Source organism: Amycolatopsis ponsaeliensis, assembly GCF_030182635.1.
In the GTDB taxonomy this organism is placed as follows: domain Bacteria; phylum Actinomycetota; class Actinomycetes; order Mycobacteriales; family Pseudonocardiaceae; genus Amycolatopsis; species Amycolatopsis ponsaeliensis.
The window spans coordinates 80,735-97,728 of sequence record NZ_JAPZLD010000025.1 but is presented as its reverse complement, the minus strand read 5'-3'; the positions used below and the strand labels follow the sequence as shown (position 1 = coordinate 97,728).

General features: G+C 72.6%; 15 protein-coding genes. 10 read left to right on the top strand and 5 right to left on the bottom strand.

What is annotated here, in order from left to right; all coding sequences use genetic code 11:
- Nucleotides 1–58 precede the first annotated feature (58 nt).
- Nucleotides 59–580 (top strand): sigma-70 family RNA polymerase sigma factor, encoded by a 522-nt coding sequence (locus QQ657_RS32530; RefSeq protein ID WP_284746100.1) that lies wholly within the window; start codon nt 59–61, stop codon nt 578–580.
- On the top strand, nt 577–879 hold the full coding sequence (locus QQ657_RS32525) for a cupin domain-containing protein (protein WP_284746099.1): 303 nt from the start codon (nt 577–579) through the stop codon (nt 877–879). The genes QQ657_RS32530 and QQ657_RS32525 overlap by 4 nt, the downstream gene beginning before the upstream one ends.
- Before the next feature lie 3 nt (nt 880–882).
- Here the strand turns inward: QQ657_RS32525 and shbA are convergent, their stop codons facing one another.
- Entirely contained in the window at nt 883–1,512 is a 630-nt protein-coding gene (gene shbA, locus QQ657_RS32520) for an RNA polymerase sigma factor ShbA (RefSeq protein WP_284746155.1), read from the bottom strand.
- Nucleotides 1,513–1,873: 361 nt separating this feature from the next.
- Here shbA and QQ657_RS32515 point away from each other — a divergent pair, with 361 nt between their 5' ends.
- Nucleotides 1,874–4,249, top strand: a complete 2,376-nt coding sequence (locus QQ657_RS32515; RefSeq protein WP_284746098.1) for a hypothetical protein — start codon at nt 1,874–1,876, stop codon at nt 4,247–4,249.
- Between the two features lie 3 nt (nt 4,250–4,252).
- On the opposite strand, the gene QQ657_RS32510 is transcribed toward QQ657_RS32515, so the two are convergent.
- Together QQ657_RS32510 and QQ657_RS32505 are read right to left on the bottom strand one after the other, a co-directional pair.
- Complete coding sequence (locus QQ657_RS32510; protein WP_284746097.1) at nt 4,253–5,044, bottom strand: hypothetical protein; 792 nt, start codon at nt 5,042–5,044, stop codon at nt 4,253–4,255.
- 516 nt (nt 5,045–5,560) lie between these two features.
- On the bottom strand, nt 5,561–6,193 hold the full coding sequence (locus QQ657_RS32505) for a TetR/AcrR family transcriptional regulator (protein WP_284746096.1): 633 nt from the start codon (nt 6,191–6,193) through the stop codon (nt 5,561–5,563).
- A gap of 85 nt (nt 6,194–6,278) precedes the next feature.
- Here QQ657_RS32505 and QQ657_RS32500 point away from each other — a divergent pair, with 85 nt between their 5' ends.
- On the top strand, nt 6,279–7,040 hold the full coding sequence (locus tag QQ657_RS32500) for an SDR family oxidoreductase (protein WP_284746095.1): 762 nt from the start codon (nt 6,279–6,281) through the stop codon (nt 7,038–7,040).
- On the opposite strand, the gene sigJ is transcribed toward QQ657_RS32500, so the two are convergent.
- The gene (gene sigJ, locus QQ657_RS32495; RefSeq protein ID WP_434056804.1) at nt 6,952–7,869 is read right to left on the bottom strand and encodes an RNA polymerase sigma factor SigJ; all 918 of its coding nucleotides are present in this window, start codon (nt 7,867–7,869) and stop codon (nt 6,952–6,954) included. The genes QQ657_RS32500 and sigJ overlap by 89 nt on opposite strands.
- A gap of 105 nt (nt 7,870–7,974) precedes the next feature.
- On the opposite strand from sigJ, the gene QQ657_RS32490 reads away from it, so the two are divergent.
- The 4 genes from QQ657_RS32490 to QQ657_RS32475 all read left to right on the top strand — a co-directional run bounded on the left by QQ657_RS32490 (nt 7,975) and on the right by QQ657_RS32475 (nt 12,521).
- The gene (locus QQ657_RS32490; protein ID WP_284746094.1) at nt 7,975–8,517 is read left to right on the top strand and encodes a hypothetical protein; all 543 of its coding nucleotides are present in this window, start codon (nt 7,975–7,977) and stop codon (nt 8,515–8,517) included.
- Complete coding sequence (locus QQ657_RS32485; protein WP_284746093.1) at nt 8,426–9,319, top strand: ABC transporter ATP-binding protein; 894 nt, start codon at nt 8,426–8,428, stop codon at nt 9,317–9,319. The genes QQ657_RS32490 and QQ657_RS32485 overlap by 92 nt, the downstream gene beginning before the upstream one ends.
- The gene (locus tag QQ657_RS32480) at nt 9,309–10,124 is read left to right on the top strand and encodes a DUF2705 family protein (protein ID WP_284746092.1); all 816 of its coding nucleotides are present in this window, start codon (nt 9,309–9,311) and stop codon (nt 10,122–10,124) included. The genes QQ657_RS32485 and QQ657_RS32480 overlap by 11 nt, the downstream gene beginning before the upstream one ends.
- Before the next feature lie 96 nt (nt 10,125–10,220).
- Complete coding sequence (locus tag QQ657_RS32475) at nt 10,221–12,521, top strand: putative bifunctional diguanylate cyclase/phosphodiesterase (RefSeq protein ID WP_284746091.1); 2,301 nt, start codon at nt 10,221–10,223, stop codon at nt 12,519–12,521.
- 68 nt (nt 12,522–12,589) lie between these two features.
- Here the strand turns inward: QQ657_RS32475 and QQ657_RS32470 are convergent, their stop codons facing one another.
- Nucleotides 12,590–13,420 carry a cyclase family protein gene (locus QQ657_RS32470; protein ID WP_284746090.1) on the bottom strand — a complete coding sequence of 277 codons (831 nt, stop codon included), beginning with the start codon at nt 13,418–13,420 and terminating at the stop codon, nt 12,590–12,592.
- 98 nt (nt 13,421–13,518) lie between these two features.
- On the opposite strand from QQ657_RS32470, the gene QQ657_RS32465 reads away from it, so the two are divergent.
- Nucleotides 13,519–13,941, top strand: a complete 423-nt coding sequence (locus QQ657_RS32465) for a DUF5709 domain-containing protein (protein ID WP_284746153.1) — start codon at nt 13,519–13,521, stop codon at nt 13,939–13,941.
- A 268-nt stretch (nt 13,942–14,209) separates the two neighbouring features.
- A complete protein-coding gene (locus QQ657_RS32460) occupies nt 14,210–16,960 on the top strand; it encodes an AfsR/SARP family transcriptional regulator (RefSeq protein ID WP_284746089.1) in 2,751 nt (916 codons plus the stop codon).
- Nucleotides 16,961–16,994: the final 34 nt, after the last annotated feature.

The following is a 16,994-nucleotide window of genomic DNA, read 5'->3' as shown; positions in this document are numbered from 1 at the left end:
GGCCGGTCGGTTCCGGCGGAAAAACGGGTAGCCCTCCTTGCCTGAGGGAGAGGAACCCATGACCACGGTGGAAGAAGCCCCGGATCGTCTGCTCGCCGCGGCGCGGCCGCTGGTGGTGCGGTACTGCCGCGCCCGCCTCGGCTCGGGAATGGCCGACGACGTCGCGCAGGACGTCTGCATCGCGGTGCTCAAAGCGCTGCCCGGCCGACCCCCGGACCGGCCGTTCCCGAACTTCGTCTGCGGCATCGCCCGGCACAAGGTCGAGGCCGCCCGCAAAGCCGCGGCGCGCCAGCAGGACGAGCCGGTCGCCGAGCTGCCCGACGAGGCCGACCCGTCGATGGACCCCGAGCGCGAAGCGCTGCGGCTGGAACTGCGTGAGCGCATGGCGAAGCTGCTGCGGGTCCTGCCGGAGCGGCAACGGGAGATCGTGGTCCTGCGCGTGGCGGTCGGCCTTTCCGCGGAGGAGACGGCCGAGGCGGTCGGCTCGACGCCGGGCGCGGTCCGCGTCGCCCAGCACCGGGCGCTCAGCCGGCTGCGAAAGGCCGCAAACGGGATTCCCGGCGCTACGCTGGCAAGGTGAGCGACAGCGAGAACTTCGAAGGACGCGACGTCGGGTCCGGGATCTCCGTCATCCGCGAAAGCAGCGACGTCGTCGGCTCCGGGCCGCGCCTGCACCGGCACCCGTACGCGGAGACGTTCGTCATCATCAGGGGACGGGCCCGGTTCACCATCGGCGACGAGCAGCGCGACGGCGGCGCCGGGGACGTGCTGGTCGTCCCGGCCGGCACCCCGCACAAGTTCGCCGTGCTCGGCCCCGGGGTCTACGAGGCCGTGCACATCCACGAGAGCGACCACTTCATCACCGAATGGCTGGAGTGACGCTCAGAGCCCGCCTTCGGGGATCATCGCGCGCAGCTTCGTCAGGGCGCGGTACTGGGTGATGCGGACGTTGCCCGGCGAGATGCCCAGCGCCTCCGCCGTCTCGTTCGCCGACAGCCCGACGACGATCCGCAGCGACAGGATCTCCTGGTGCAGCGGCGGCAGCGACGCCATCAGCCGCCCCAGCCGGGCGCCGAGGTCCATCTCCAGCACATGGCTCTCCGGCTCGTTGCCGCCCAGGGGCCGGTCCGGCAGCTCCGAGACCGGCTTCGACCGGTCGCGCGCCACCGAGCGGAACGCGTCGGCGACCTTGTTCGCCGCGATCGCCCGCACCAGGTACAGGAACGAACCGCCGCGGTCCTGGTAGCCGGGCAGCACCTTCAGCACGGCCAGGCAGACCTCCTGCGCGACGTCGTCGGCCGAGAGGTACGACAGGTCGCGCCCGCCGATCCGGGCGCGGCAGTAGCGCACGACCGTCGGCTTGATCAGCCGCAGCAGCGCCTGGATCGCGTCCGGGTCGCCGCCGCGCGCCGCCGCCACGAACGGGTCGAGCTGCTCCTTCGTCAGCTTGCCGTCCGGACGCGGCAGCTCGTCGAGCACGACGTAGCCTTCGACCGCCGTCTCCGCCATCATGGTGTCCACGGGTTCCCTCCTCGCATCGTCCACCGGACCGCTCTCGGGTAACCCGTCGCCCACAAAAGACCACACTGGTCCTGGGACGATTCTCCTATCCGCATCCCACGATTCCCGGTCCGACAACCGGAGTAATCGAGCCGCTGACCAGCAACGTTGCAATGGTGTGGTTCTTGTCCAGATATTGTCCGTTAACCACAAACGGCCCACCGGTGTTACCCGGCGGTCATCCCCGGCGGGCGGGTCAAATAGTGGACAGATCCTGCCGTCGCGGGGTGTCCGGTAGCGAATTCGGGCCCGGTTCCGATCCTTGCCGCGTGACTCGACCCGACCGTCAGGAAACCGAAGCCATGATCACCCATTGAACGCCACCGGGACCCCGGTGACCGCCGCCGCCCGGTTCGACGTGTTCCTGTGTTCCGCGGCGGCAGGCCCGGCGGAGAAAGCCCTGCGTGCCGACGGGCTGCGCGTTTTCCGCGGTAATCCCTTCGACGATTTCGAGGTGAGCGCGCGGGAACTGGCGGCGTCCCGCGTTCTGCTCGCCGATCTTCCGCCCGGTCTGCACACGGACCGCGTGCTGACGACCGTTCCGGGAGAATCGCTTCCGGAGCTCGTCCGGCGGGTTCGTTCGGCCGTCGCCGGGGATTCCGGGCTTTCGCCGTTGGGGACCGTCCACCGCGAACTCGACGCGCGCCGGGCGGTTTTGCTCACTGGGCCGGCGGGGGTCGGCAAGACGACGCTGGCCGAGCAGTACGCGTGCGTCTTCGGCCATTTCGGGGGCCGGGTGCTGCGGACGGGCCCGTTCGGCCACCTCGACCCGGACGACTTCCTCCCCCAGTTCCACCTGGCCCTGGCGACGGCGGCGGGCACGTCCGGGCTCGGCTTCGACCGGTTGCGCACGCGGCTGTCCCGCACGATCGAGGCGGCGGGCGAGCGGGTGCTGCTGCTGGTCGACGACGTCCCGGCCGGGCTGCCCCCGGGTGTGTTGGACCGGGTGGTGCTGCCGGCGCGCCGGGTCCGCACGCTGCTCACGAGCCGCCGCACCCACCGGCCGGGCGCGACGGTGGAGGTACCGGGCCTGCCGCTCGAGGAGGGCCTGCGGTTGCTGGGCGCACCGGCCCCGGGATTCGTCGCCCGCTGCGACGGCCATCCGATGACACTGCGGGCCACGGCGTTCACGGTGCGGCACCTGCCCGGATCATCACCGGACGCACTGCCGGACACGGCACCGCACGCGATCCGCGAGGTCCTCGTCCGGCTCAGCGCCCCGGCGCGCGAGGTGGTGCGCCTGGGCGGGGTGCTGGCGCCGGCCCCGATCCCGCCGGAGGTGGCGCGGGGTGGCTTGGAGAGCGCCGAGTTCGAGGCGGCGGTGGAGGAGTTGGCGGCGCAGGGGTTCGCGAGGTGGGTCGAGGGGAACGTGCGGCTGCAGGCGCTCGCGGTGGAGGTGGCGTGCGGCGAGTTCGGGCAGCCGGATGCGGACCGGGCGGCGGAAGCGGTGCTCACCGAGCTGGCCGGCGGCGGCTGGTTGGCCGATGGCGGTTTGCTGAGCAGAGCTTCGCCCGACCAAGCAAGCGCAGCCGAGCCCGCCCCGCTCACCCACACCACTGCCGCCGGCCATCGCCATCTCCTGCTTCAGCACGCCCGCGTACTCGCCGACCACAGCGCCGCCCACCGGGTCGCCCTCCTGCGACCACTCGCCGCCGCGCATGAAACTCACTGTGATCCCGCCGCCGCCGGGGAAATCCATGCCGTCGTCCTCTCGACCGGCGAAGCGACCTCCGCGGACTTCACCGCCGCCGCCCGGGTCGAACTTGCCTGTGGGCTCGATGCCGAAGCCCTCGGGCACGCGCGGCAAGCCCTCGCCCTCGCCCCGGGCAACCACGAAGCCGCCCGCGTCGCCGCCCAAGCCCTCGACTGCCAAGGCCACTACGCCGAAGCCGACCGGACCTTCTGGCACACCCACCTCCCCGCCACCGTCGACGAACGCCACCACGCAGCGAAAGCCCGCCGGCTGCGCGGCCACCCCCGAGAAGCCATCGCCCTCCTCGAACCAGCCGGCCCGATCCGGGACGAACTGACCCTCGAGTACGCCCGGAACCTCCTCCAAGCCGGGCAGGCGAAGCGGGCGCGAGACGTCGCCGCCGGGATCGAAGACTGTCCCGACGCGCAAGTGATCGAAGCCGAAGCCGCCCTCACCGACGAAGACCCGGCCGACCTCGAGACGACCTACGCTCACCGATACGGCATCGAATGCCCCCTGACGCTGACCGCGTCGGTGCACGCCGGCCGGGCCTTGCTGGCACTCGGCCAACCCCAGCAGGCGCTGGAAAAACTGGCCGGGATCGAGCCGCTCGTGCGCCGGGTCCTGGGCGACGACCACCCGCTGCACCTCCGGGCCCGCCACGCCCTGGGCCTCGCGCACGCCCGGCTCCGCGACTTCGACCGCCAGGCCGACCTGCTCGAAAGCATCCCGAAACCGCAGATCCGCTTGCTGGGCCGGACCCACCCGGAAACCCTCGAGACCCGCCTCGACCTCGGCCTCGCGCTCGCCCTCGGCGGCCGTGGCCCGCTCGAGCGGGCCACGAGACTCGTCGACGACGCCGCCCGTGACGCCGAAACCGCGGCTGGGGTCAGCCCCGCGCTGGCCGCCAAGGCCCGGGCCGCCAAGCAGGTCGTCCGGCTGCCCGAACCGTTCGTGTCCGCGCTCCACGCCCTCGAAAAACTGATCTGGCCCTGACGCTCACCCGGCGACGGCCGGCAGCCAGCGGATCCCGTACGCGAAACCCGGCGCGAGGTGCCGGAACCGGACGTGCACCTCACCCGAGTCGTCCGTCTCCAGCACCGCGCCGCGCGGTGAGCGCGTGTCGTTCTGGAACGCCTTCTCCAGCCGCACGATCCGGTCCGGCACCCGGTCGCCGAACCGGACGTGCAGGTCGAACAGATCGCACGGGTGCCGCGGCACGCAGATGTAATGCGGTTCCCGCATGTTCGCCCGGAATCGCAGTCCGATGTCGTGGCGCTCACCCCGCCGCAGCGGCTCCGGTAACCGCAACGCCAGCCCGACCCGGTCACTCGACTCCATCGCGCGGCCGGCCAGCACACCGCCGTGGAACACGTCCACCACCAGATCGGACTCGAGTACCGAATCGCCCGATTCACCGGCCGCGGTGAGTGTCATGGCCAGGTCGAGCTCGACGATTTCGTCCGCGTCGGCGACCACCCGGCGGAATTCGAACGCCTCGGCCACCGGCTGGTCGAGTGCGAGCGTGACGCGCAGTTCTTCGGTGTGCCAACTCCGGCTCGGATAGCGCGGCCGCAGATCCGGCGGACCGGCCGCCACGGCCATTGCCGCGACCTGCTCGATTCCTTCGTCGATCCGCCGCCTGACCGTCCGGTCGTCGCGGTCGAGCGTGATCGCCGCCCAGTGCACCCGTTCCTGGTAGAACGGCTTGCGCGCCCGCTCGTCCAGTGCGAAAGCCGCCCGCAACGCGATCTTCAGATCGTCCGGCAACGACTCGACCAGCGGCCGCAATCGGTCCGTGAGTTTACGCCTCACCACCACCGAGTCGTCATCTTCCAAAATGCCACATGTGGCACGCAAAGCGGGTCCGACGCGATCCGCCAGTGGTGTGGTGAAAATTCCCCTCCCTTTGCGCAGAACCTTCAGCTCGCCGACCACATCCGCCGCACTGAGGTCCACCGTTCCTCCCTCGCCGTTCCCGCACGGGCATCAATATTCGTGCGCACCGACGCCGCTGTCCAGTCGATCATGGGGCGGCAAACGGATCGTTATCCCGCGGTTTCCGGACCTGCCGCCACCCGAAACGGGAAAACCCTTCCCGGCGCCGCATTCTTGGCGGCCGCACCGATTCCGCAACGGAAAACACCGGCCTCGCGCACGTCGTGTCGAAATTGTCGAACACCGGTCACCACTCCAGCGGGTGATCGTGGCGTGGCCGGCGCACCTGTCGCTGTTCGCCGGGGTGCTGGCGACGGCGATCGTCTTCGTCGTGCCGGCGCCACAGACGCTGCACCAGCGCCTGGGCCCCTAGCCGGAAACGACGCGCGCGAGCACGGCCGGGACCGCCCGTTCGAGCTCGGCCGCGGCGTCCTCTTCACCGGCCAGGTGCCGGAGCAGGGCCTGCTGGAACAGGCCGTCGAGCAGTGCGTACGCCACAGCCTGCGACACAGCGGCCGGCACGGAAGCCAGCTCGGCGTAGCGCGCGACGACGTGGTGGATCATCTCCTCGCGGCGCCGGTCGATCTCCAGGACGTCGGCGCGGAAGGACTCCTCGAACAGGCTCTGGTTGCGCAGGTCGTACCAGAGGCGGTGCATCTTGGCGTCGGCACGCAGCGTCGCGGCCATCGCCGCCGCGAAGTCGCGTTCCAGCTCCGCCGCCGTCCGCACGCGGGCGACCAGCTCGTCGTACCGGGTGACGCACACTTCCTCGAACTGCCGGACGCAGTGGGTCAGCAGGTCGACCTTGTCGGCGAAGTAGTAGTGCAGCACGCCGTGCGAGAACTCCGAGTTCTGCGCGATCTCCCGCAGGCTGGTGCGCGCGTAGCCGAGCTCGGCCAGCGTCTGCAGCGCCGACGCGGCGAGCTGCGCGCGCCGGTCGGCGAACTTGTCCACCTGGCGGCGCGAGATCCGGTCCCGGGTCCGTTCCTTCGCCTCTGTCACGTGCACCGTCCGTCACTTCGTGGTTGCCGGGTCCAGTCTATCGACCGCTTGACCAGCTTTCCTTTGACAAGCGTCCAAGAGACTCTTGACGACCGTCCAGACCCCGGAGATGCTGAGCGCCGACCGGCTCGAGGAGGAGGTGCCCATGCGGCGGCACGACCTGTCCGGCCGCGCGGCGCTGGTCACCGGTGACAGCCCCGAGCCGGCCGCGGCGCTGGCCGCCGCCGGGGCCGCCGTGGTGGTCGCCGGCACCCGGGAGGACCTCGGCCGCGAGACCGGCGCCGCGTTCGTCCGGCTCGACGTCACCGACGACGCGAGCTGGGAGCGGGCCGTCACCGAAACGATCGCCCGGCTGGGTGGCCTGGACATCGTGGTCAACAACGCCGACGTCGAGCTTCCCGGCCCGCTCGCCGACCTGGACCCGGCCGCCCTGCGGCGGATGCTCGACGTCAACGTCCTCGGCACCGCGCTCGGCATCAAGCACGCCTTCCGCGCGATGCGCCCGGGCGGCGCGGCCGGGAAGGGCGGCGCGGTCGTCAACATCGCGTCGGTCGCCGCGACCACCGCCGTCCCCGGCACCGCCGCCTACTCCGCGTCGAAGTCCGCGGTCGACCGGCTGACCCGGGTGGCCGCGGCGGAGGCCGGAAAACTCGGCTACGACGTGCGCGTCAACTGCGTCTACCCCGATGCCGGCCGGCTCGGCGAGGGCACCCTGGCCGACGCCGTCGTGTTCCTCGCTTCCGACGCCGCCCAGTTCGTCACCGGTGCCGGCCTGCCGGTCGACAGCGGGCCGCCGCCCGCCACGGGCGGAGCTTCTCCGGGTTCCGCACCGCCCAGATCCGCCTGATCACGCCGTCCGCCACGTCGAACGCCAGCACCGTCTCGACCACGCCGTCGCGCTCCATCACCAGCCCGGGCCGGCCGTTCACCACGCGCTCCAGCAGCGTCATCGCCGGGACCCGCTCGGTGATCTGCACGGTGTAGCGCGCCACCAGCTCACTGCCCTCGACCGGGTGCGCCACCGTGCTGGCGAGACCGCCGCCGTCGGCGACCGCGACGACCGACGGGTCCAGGAGCCCGACCAGGCCCGGGATGTCCTTGGCCTCCCAGGCTTCCTTGAACGCCCGGACGACGGCGGCGCTCCTCGCGGGCGCAGGCGCCGGTGCGGGACGGAGGCGGCGCCGGGCCGACGTCGCGAGCTGACGGCACGCCGCCGAAGTGCGTCCCAGCACCGAAGCCACCTCGGCGAACGGGTAGCCGAACACGTCGTGCAGGACGAACGCCACCCGCTCGGCCGGGGTCATCGACTCGCACACGACCAGGAACGCCATCGTGATCGACTCGTCGAGCAGCAGCAGCTCCGCCGGATCCGCGAGGCTGTCCGACGGCACCGGCTCCGGGATCCACTCGCCGGTGTACCGCTCGCGCCGGACCCGCGCCGAGCCCAGCAGGTCCAGGCAGATCCGGCTCGCGACCGTCGTCAGCCACGCGCCCGGCCGGTCGATCGCGGCCCGCTGCCGCCCGGACAGCGCGTACCACCGGCCGTACGCCTCCTGGACGACGTCCTCGGCGTCGCTCAGGGAACCCAGCAGCCGGTAGGCGATCGCGATCAGCTGCGGCCGCTCGGTCATCACGTCGTTCTCGCTCACACGCCCATGACGAATCCCGGCGCGCATCTGTGACAGGCGTACGCGCTCCGGCGTAGCCGCAAGTGCCGTACGTCGGCGGACGACCGCGGCGGCCCGCGTCACCACCATGGAGCCATCCCAGAAGGAGGAGCCATGACTCTCAAGCCCCGGGCCCGGAAGTGGTACCTGGTGGCGCACATCGTCTCGGCGGGTCTGTGGATCGGGATGGACGCCGTGCTCGGCATCCTGGTCTGCACCGCGCTGATCTCGGGCGACGCCGCCGTCGTCACGACCAGCCTGCGGGCGCTCGACCTCTTCGCCGTCTGGCCGATGCTGATCGCCGCGCTGCTCACGCTCGCCAGCGGGGCCGTGCTCGGGCTCGGGAGCAAGTACGGCCTCGTCCGGTACTGGTGGGTCGCCGTGAAGCTGGCCGTCAACGTCGTCATGGCGTTGCTGATCCTCTTCGCGCTCCGGCCTGGGATCAATGAAGCCGTCGAGCACCCGGAAGGCCTGCTCTACCCCGTCGTCGTCGCGCCGGCGCTCCTGCTGTTCGCCAGCGTCCTCTCGGTCTTCAAGCCGTGGGGCCGCGTCCGGAAGGAATCCCATGACCCTGCCCGTTCGAACAACCGCTCTGACCAAACGCTACGGACCGGCCGCCGCGGTCGAGGACCTGAACCTGTCGGTGCACGCCGGTGAGGTCTACGGCTTCCTCGGCCCGAACGGCGCAGGCAAGACGACGACGCTGCGGATGCTGCTCGGCCTGATCCGGCCGACGTCCGGCCGCGTCCGGGTGCTCGGCGCCGAACCCGGCCCCGGCAGCCTCGCCCGCGTCGGCGCGCTGATCGAAGGCCCGGCCTTCTACCCGTACCTGTCCGGCCGGGCCAACCTGCGGGTCCTCGCCGACCACGCCGGCGTGCGGCGCACCCGCGTCGACGCCGTGCTCGACGTCGTCAGCCTCGCCGACCGCGCGAAGGACCGGTACGCGACGTACTCGCTCGGCATGAAGCAGCGGCTCGGCCTGGCCGCCGCGCTGCTGAAGGACCCCGAGCTGGTCGTGCTCGACGAGCCGACCAACGGCCTCGACCCGGCCGGCATGGCCGACATGCGGATCACCCTCCGCAAGCTCGCCGCCGAGGGCTGCACCGTGCTGCTGTCGAGCCACCTGCTGGCCGAGGTCGAGCAGATCTGCGACCGCGTCGGCGTGCTCGACCACGGCCGGCTCGTCAGCGAAACCACCGTCGAGGACCTGCGGGCGGGCGGCGCGCTGCGCGTCGTCGCGGAGCCACTCGACCGGGCCCGCGACCACCTGCGCGCGCTCTACGGCGGCGTCCGCGTCGACGGCAACGCCCTCGAACTCGACGTCGATCCGGGCGAAGCCGGGCGCGTCAACGCCGAGCTCGTCGGCGCCGGGGTCACCGTCACCGAGCTGCGCTGGCACGAACCCGACCTGGAACAGACCTTCCTCGCCCTGACCGGAGGGACCGATCATGCTGCGTGACATCCGGGCCGAGCTGACCAAGCAGGCCCGCCGCCCCGCGAGCTGGCTGCTGCTGGCCGTCGCCGTCGTGCTGTCGCTGACCTTCGGTTACGCCGTCCCGTACGCGGGGCTGAGCGGCGCGGCCGGTCCCCCGGGCTCCGGCCGCGGGCTCGACGCGATGCTGCCCGGCGCGTTCGTCGGCAGTGCGCTGGGCGGGCTGCCGATCTTCGTCGGGGCCCTCGTGCTGATCTTCGGCGTGCTGGTGGCGGGCAGCGAATACGGCTACGGCACGTGGAAGACGGTGCTCGTGCAGCACCCGTCGCGCGTCGCCGTCTTCACCGCGAAGCTGGTCACCGTCGCGATCGGGGCGCTGGCCGTCGTGCTCGCGCTGTTCGCGGCGACGGCGGGGGCGAGCGTGCTCGTCGCGTCGTTGCAGGACCAGGCGCTGGTCTGGCCTTCGGTGTCCGACGTCCTGCTCGGCCTCGGCGCCGGCTGGCTCGTCACGACGATGTGGGGCGCGCTCGGCGTGCTGCTCGCGATCGGGCTGCGTTCGGTCGCGCTGCCGATCGGGCTCGGCCTGGTGTGGCTGCTGGCCGTGCAGAACCTCCTCGCGTCGATCGCCGCGCCGCTGCTGGACTGGGTCGCGCAGCTGCAGAAGGCGCTGCCCGGGCCGAACGCGGGTGCGCTCGCGGCCGCGTTCGGGGCGAGTGCCCCGGGCGTCGATCCGATCGTCGGGTCGGGGCAGGCGGCCGTCGTGCTGGCCGGGTACGTGATCGTCTTCGGGGTGCTCGGCGGCTGGCTGCTGCACCGCCGTGACATCGCCTGATGAGGGGTACCGGCCACCGGTGCGGTGAGCCGGTACCGCCGCGCACGCGGTGTAGTGTTTGCCGGTCCGACCGGCGGGTGACCCACGTGAGGTGCCATGACAGTGCGGCGGTACCCAGTGGCGGTCCTGCTCGTCGTCGTGACGGTGGCCCTGGTCGTGGTGAACGGTTTCGCGTTCTGGGGCGACACCTTCGCCCTGTGGGTCGACGACGCCATGCAGCTGAGCGCCGGGGTCGCGGCGGTCGTCTGCGGCGTCCTGGTCGCGCGCCGGGTCCGCGGGCACCAGCGCTGGTGGCGGGTGCTCGTCGCGCTCGGCATGGCCGGCTGGTCGCTCGGCCAGTGCGCCTGGTCGTGGTACCAGCTGGTCGACGGGCGCGGGCTGCCGTCGCCGTCCCTGGCCGACGTCGGCTACCTCAGCTTCCCGGTGTTCGCGCTCGCCGCCCTGTTCGTCCTGGCCCGGGCGCGGATCCGGCCGGACCGCGAACGCTTCCAGCCCGCGCAGTGGACCGCGCACTTCGGCGTGGCGGTGGTGCTCGACGGCCTGATCGTCACCGGCTCGCTGTTCATCCTCACCTGGACCGCGGCGCTCGGGCAGCTGGTCCGGGCGACCGCGCCGGACAAGCTGACCTGGTCCGTCGCCATCTCCTACCCGCTCTCGGACCTGGTGATCGTGGTCGTCGCCGTGCTGCTGGTCGTGTTCGACCGGGTGGACCGGCCCTACCGCGCGAACCTGCTGCTGGCCGCCGTCGGGATCGTCGCGCTGGCCGCGTCCGACAGCGTGTTCGCCTACCTGGTCAGCATCGGCGCGGAGAGCATGAAGCCGTGGTCGGACGGCGGGTTCGTGCTCGGGCCGCTGTTCATCGCCTTCGCCCTGCTGGTGACACCGGGGCAGCGGCGCCGCGACGAAGCGAGCCCGGCGGGCGGGGTCGACTGGTGGCAGCTCGCGCTGCCGTACGTCCCGGTCACCGCCGTCGCGCTGCTGATCACCGGGCAGCTGCTGGCCGGCGCCGGACCGGACGGCGTCGAGGTGTTCGTCGGCGTGCTGGTGGTGTTCCTCGTGCTCGCCCGGCAGCTGCTTTCCTTGCTGGACAACAGGTTGCTGCTGCGCCGGGTCTACGACGGGCAGCAGCAGCTGACCCACCAGGCCTACCACGACCCGCTGACCGGGCTCGCGAACCGCGCGTTGTTCGCCGACCGGCTGGACCGGGCCGTCGAGATCCCCGACCGGCCGCTCGTGCTGATCTTCGTCGACCTGGACGACTTCAAGGAGGTCAACGACCGGTTCGGGCACGCGGGCGGCGACGTCCTGCTGCACGCCGTCGCCCAGCGGCTGCTGAGCTGCGTGCGCGCCGGCGACACGGTAGCGCGCTTGGGCGGCGACGAGTTCGCGATCCTGCTGGAAGGCGAGCTGGACGCACCGCAGGCCGTGGCCGACCGGATCCAGGGCGTGCTGCGGCGGCCGTTCGCGGTGCACGGCACGCTCGTCTCGGTCCGCGCGAGCATGGGCCTGGTGGTGCCGGACCCGGCCGAGCCGCTGGTGACGTCGGACGTGCTGCTGGGCCGCGCGGACACGTCGATGTACGCGGGCAAGCGGCTGGGCAAGGACACGACGGTGGTCTACCGGCCGTCGCAGGACGGGCCGCCGGACTTCCCGTCGGCGTTGCGGCGGGCGAAGGGCGGCATCCCGGAGGGCTTCGGCCTGGTGTTCCAGCCGATCGTCCGGCTGGCCGACGAGACCCCGGCGGCCGTGGAGGCGCTGGCCCGCTGGACCACGCCCGACGGCACGGCGGTCTCGCCCGAGACGTTCGTCCGCGCGGCCGAGGGCGCGGGCCTCGGCGCCGAGCTGGACGCGCTGGTGCTGGACCTGGCGTGCCGCGAGATCACGGCGGCCGGGCTGGACCTGACGGTGCACGTGAACGTGTGCGCGAGCCGCCTCGGCGCGGCCGCGCTGGAGCGGAGCGTCGCTTCCGCGCTGGACCGCTACCGGCTGCCGGCGTCCCGGCTCGTCGTCGAGATCACCGAGACGGTGCCGGTCCCGGACCTGGCGGCGGGGGCGGCCGCGATCCGGCGGCTGCAGGAGCTGGGCGTGCGGGTGGCGCTGGACGACTTCGGCGCGGGCTACAGCTCGCTGACGGTGCTGCACGCGCTGCCGGTCGACCTGATCAAGCTGGACCGGTCGCTGACGACGGGCGTGCAGCCGGAGCGCGACGCGGCGTTGTGCCGGGCGCTCGTCGGGCTGTGCGCGGACCTCGAGCTGGACGTCGTGGCCGAGGGGATCGAGACGGCCGAACAGGCGTCCCTGGTCACTCGCGCGGGATGCACGACTGCCCAGGGGTACCTGTACGGCCGCCCCGCTCCGCTCTCCGCGCTGCGCCTGTCGACGATCCCGGCAGGCTGAAAGCGAATGCCATGAAGGGCACCCTCATGGCTCTTATGTCCATGAGGGTGCCCTTCATGGCATTCGGGTCAGTCCGCGTGCACTCCTGGTGGGAGGACGCCGAAGATCGTCGCCGTCGAGCCGGCTCCCTTGCGGTTGATCGGGCCGCCCGCCAGCACCCACGCCCCCGTCGTCGGCAGGGCCTTCAGGTTCGCCAGGATCTCCAGGCTGATCCGGTGCCGCTGGTACACGAGCTTCGACACCGTGTACGTCTCGTCGGTGCCGACGTCCGGGCTGAACGTGTCGGTGCCCGTGCCGCCCCGGCGCCCGAGCCGTCCGGTGTCGATCAGCCATTGGACCGCCGGGATCGAGAACCCGGGCTGGTGCAGCACGCCGTCCGCGCCGGTGTTCGGGTAGGCCGGGGTGCCCCACTTGGCGTCCCAGCCGGTCCAGAGCACGACGACGGACTCGTCCGGGATCCGGCCGTGGCGCTTCTCCCACGCCTTGAGGTCGTCGATCGTGACGCCGTAGTCGGGGTCGGCCGCGGCCTTCGCTCTTATGTCGATCTTCACGGCGGGCCGGAATAGATCCGCCGGGTCCATGTCGTCAGCCAGGGGCTGGCCCGTGTTGAAGTGGCCGGGCGCGCCCCAGTGCGTTCCGGTGTGCTCGCCCTCGCGGACGAACTGCAGGTAATAGCCGTCGTCGGGGATCGTGGCGATGGTTTCCAGCGTGAAGGCCGGGTCGCCGGGGAACACGTTGGTCGTGGCGGGATCGTTGACGTGCGACAGGTTGACCAGGTTCAGCTGGTCCAGCCGCACCGGCGGCGTCGCGGGCTGCGCGGCCTGGGCCGTCCGCCCGGACACCGCGGCGCCGAACACCCCGGCCAGCCCGGCGGCCAGCACCCTGCGTCTCATCGGCATGGAATCCCCTTTCACCGGAACACCGCCCGTGCGGTGAGCCTGCACGGTGATATCACCCGAGCCGCGCGGGGCCAAGGAGTTGCGCGAGGATGGACGTTATGGACGACGACATCGAAGACCACGCCGACGAAGGCATCCTCGACCCCGAGGACACTTTGGTCGACCGCGACGAGCAGGCGGAGGGGTATTCACCGCCGGAACGCCCGCGGGGCACCGAAGAATGGGGCACGACCGCGCGCGAGACCGCCGAAGGCGAGAGCTGGGAAGGCCGGCTGGCCCGCGAAGTACCGGACGTCGCGGATGAAGAAGGCGACGGCCTCGGCGACAGCGACGACACCGACGGCGAGCTGATCGACGACGAGGTCGGCGACGTCCGCGCGGGCCGCCTGGTGGCGACGGACGAGGGCTTCGGCGCGGACACCGACGAAGAGCTGTACGCGTCCGACGCGGGCATCGACGGCGGTGCGGCGTCGGCGGAGGAAGCGGCCGTCCACGTGATCGACCCGTCGCGCCGCTGGTGAGGTGACGGACGCCCGGAGTTCGAGGGAGTCCGGGGCGTCCGTCACCACCGGATCGCCAAGGCCGTTGGAGTGACAGCCTGCGGGGAAGACGATCCGGTCCTGCGGCCGTGACCGGTCACGAGCCGCCCCCTCGACGGTTCGTGCCGGCAACCGGCGACGAGGACCACGGTGCCGGACCGGCCTTGCACAAAGCTTTCCCGATCCTTTCCGGGCGTCGATTACAGTGGGCGGCCGGACGTGCACAGCGCGGGAGGAGGACGGCGGGCCGGTGCGGTTCAGGCTGCTGGGCGAGCTCGAAGTCCGCGTCGACGGCCGTCCGGCCGAGATCCGGCGCCCCCGGCTGCGGGGGTTGCTCACCGCGCTGCTGACCGACCTGAACAAGGTGGTCCCCGCGGACGTACTGGCCGAGCGGATCTGGGGCGAGCGGCTGCCGGTCAACCCGCGCAACGCCTTGTACAGCTACGTTTCCCGGCTGCGGACGGCCCTCGGCGAGGCCACGGTCGCGCAGCGCTCGGGCGGCTACCTCCTGACCGCCGATCCCGAAGCCGTCGACCTGCACGTGTTCCTGCGCCTCCTCGGCGAGGCGGCGGCCGCGGGCGAGGACGAGGAGAAGGCCGGGCTGCTGACCCGGGCCCTGGCCCTGTGGACGGGCGAGCCGTTCGCCGGCCTCGACACGCCGTGGTTCGCCAACCTGCGGGAGACGCTGGAGAACCGCCGCTTCGCCGCCCGGCTCGACCTGGCCGACGTCCGGCTGCGCGGTGACCGGGCGGGCGAGCTGATCCCGGAGCTGACCGCGCTGGCCGAGGCGCACCCGTTCGACGAGCGGCTGCGCGGGCAGGTGATGCTCGCGCTCCACCGCGGCGGCCGTCAGGGTGCCGCGCTGCGCGAGTACGACCGGATGCGCCGCCTGCTCGCCGAGGAGCTCGGCACCGATCCGGGGGCGGCGCTGCGGCGGGTGCACGAACAGATCCTGCACGGCGATCCGCGGCCGGCCCCGGTCGTGGCCCGGCCGGTGCCGCACCAGCTCCCGGCGGCGCCGTCGTCGTTCGTCGGCCGCGACGAGCTGCTGGCGGTGCTCGACCACGCCGGCGAGGCGGCGGGTCCGGTGGTGATCTCGGCCATCGGTGGCGCGGGCGGGATCGGGAAGACCTGGCTGGCGCTGCACTGGGCGGCCGGCAAGCTCGACGAGTTCCCCGACGGCCAGCTGTACGTGAACCTGCGCGGCTTCGACCCGGTCGCCGAGCCGATGCCGGTTTCGGTGGCGGTGCGCGGGTTCCTGCACGCGCTCGGCGTCGACGGCGCCGCCGTGCCGCCGGACCCGGACGCGCAGCTCGCGCTCTACCGCAGCCTGCTCGCCGGGAAGCGCGTGCTGGTCGTGCTCGACAACGCGGCCGGCACCGACCAGGTCGTCCCCCTGCTGCCCGGCAGCCCGGCCTGCCGGGTGGTCGTGACCAGCCGGCACCGGCTCGGCGCGCTCGTCGCGACGCACGGCGCGCGGCCGGTCTCGCTGGACGTGCTGTCCGCGCCGGAGGCCCGGGAGCTGCTGGCCCGGCACGTCGGCCGGGACCGGCTCGACGCCGAAGCGGGCACCGTCGACGAACTGATCCGGCTCTGCGCCGGGTTGCCGCTGGCGCTGGGGATCGTCGCGGCGCGCGTGGCCACCGCGCCCGAGCTGCCGCTGCGGCTGCTGGCCGAGGAACTGGCCGACCACTCGGCCCGGCTCGACGGGCTCGACACCGGCGAAGCCGGCCTGAGCCTGCGCACGGTCTTCTCCTGGTCCACGCGTCAGCTGGCGCCCGGTGCCGCGACGGCGTTCGGCCTGCTGGCGCTGGCCCCCGGGCCGGACATCGGCCTGCCCGCGGCGGCGGCACTGGCCGGGCTCCCGGCCGCCGCGACGCGCACGGTGCTGCGCACGCTGGAGAACGCGCACCTCCTGACGCGGGGCGCGAACGGCCGCTACCGGATGCACGACCTGGTCCGGCTCTACGCGACCGAAGAAGCGGTCCGGACGCTGCCGAAAAGCGCTCGCGACGACGCGCTGCGGCGGGTGACGGACTTCTACCTCCAGACGTCCTGGCACGGGCACGTCGCGCTCGAGCCGATCGGGCGGCCCATCCGGGTCGGGTCGCCGCTGTCCGGGACCGAGGCCCTGCGGTTCGCCGACCGGGACGAAGCGCTGCGGTGGTTCACCGCCGAGCACGCGTGCCTGACCGCCGCGACCGAGCTGGCGGTCGAGCGCGCCTGGCACACGCAGGTCTGGCAGCTGGCCTGGCTGATGAACGAGTACCGGTCGCGCCAGGGCAGGCTGGCCGAACGGGAGGCCGCGGCCCGGCACGCCCTCACCGCCGCGGAGCGGCTGGGGGACGTCTCCGCACAGCTGGCCGCGCACCGGATCTTCGCCTCCGCCAGCATCTTCGCCGGCCGTGCCGAAGTCGCGCTCGAAAGCCTGCCCGGGGCGCTGGCGCTGGCCGAACGGGCCGGCGACCGGCTGCACCAGGCGTACCTGCACTACGTGCTGGCCGGTGCCGAGGAGTACCACTCCGGCGACTACCACGCCGAACGGGCGCACGTCGAACGCGCGCTCGCGCTCATCGAACCGGACGACGACCCGCGCTTCTACGTCAAGGTCCTCGACCTGATCGGGTTCTGCCACCTCCAGTCGGGCGACCGGCTCGAGGCCCGGCAGTGGCTGGACCGCGCCGTCACGGCGGCCCGGAAGTACCGCGACCTCGACGGTGAAGCGCACGCCGTCGGCAACCTGGGGTACGTCGCGCTCCGGGACGGGGCCTGGACGGCGGCCATCGAGCACTTCGAGCGGGCCGTCGAGGTGCTGCGGACCATCGGGAACGTCCGGCACGCGACGTTCTTCCTCGTTTCGCTCGGCGACTGCTACCGCGCCGTCGGCCGGCAGGCGGACGCGCACCGTGTGCTCCACGACGCGCTCGACCGCTACCGGACGAATCCGGAAGGAGCGAGGCGCAAGGAGCTCGAGGCGTGCCTGCTCGCGCTGTCCCCGTGAGCCCACGGGGCCGGACCCACCCCCACGACGGGTC

Bases quoted from the DNA above. Each gene is read 5' to 3' on its own strand.
- QQ657_RS32530 (WP_284746100.1), top strand. From the start codon at position 59: ATGACCACGGTGGAAGAAGCCCCGGATCGTCTGCTCGCCGCGGCGCGG.
- shbA (WP_284746155.1), bottom strand. From the start codon at position 1,512: ATGATGGCGGAGACGGCGGTCGAAGGCTACGTCGTGCTCGACGAGCTG.
- sigJ (WP_434056804.1), bottom strand. From the start codon at position 7,869: ATGCGCGCCGGGATTCGTCATGGGCGTGTGAGCGAGAACGACGTGATG.
- QQ657_RS32490 (WP_284746094.1), top strand. From the start codon at position 7,975: ATGACTCTCAAGCCCCGGGCCCGGAAGTGGTACCTGGTGGCGCACATC.
- QQ657_RS32485 (WP_284746093.1), top strand. From the start codon at position 8,426: ATGACCCTGCCCGTTCGAACAACCGCTCTGACCAAACGCTACGGACCG.
- QQ657_RS32480 (WP_284746092.1), top strand. From the start codon at position 9,309: ATGCTGCGTGACATCCGGGCCGAGCTGACCAAGCAGGCCCGCCGCCCC.
- QQ657_RS32475 (WP_284746091.1), top strand. From the start codon at position 10,221: ATGACAGTGCGGCGGTACCCAGTGGCGGTCCTGCTCGTCGTCGTGACG.
- QQ657_RS32470 (WP_284746090.1), bottom strand. From the start codon at position 13,420: ATGCCGATGAGACGCAGGGTGCTGGCCGCCGGGCTGGCCGGGGTGTTC.
- QQ657_RS32465 (WP_284746153.1), top strand. From the start codon at position 13,519: ATGGACGACGACATCGAAGACCACGCCGACGAAGGCATCCTCGACCCC.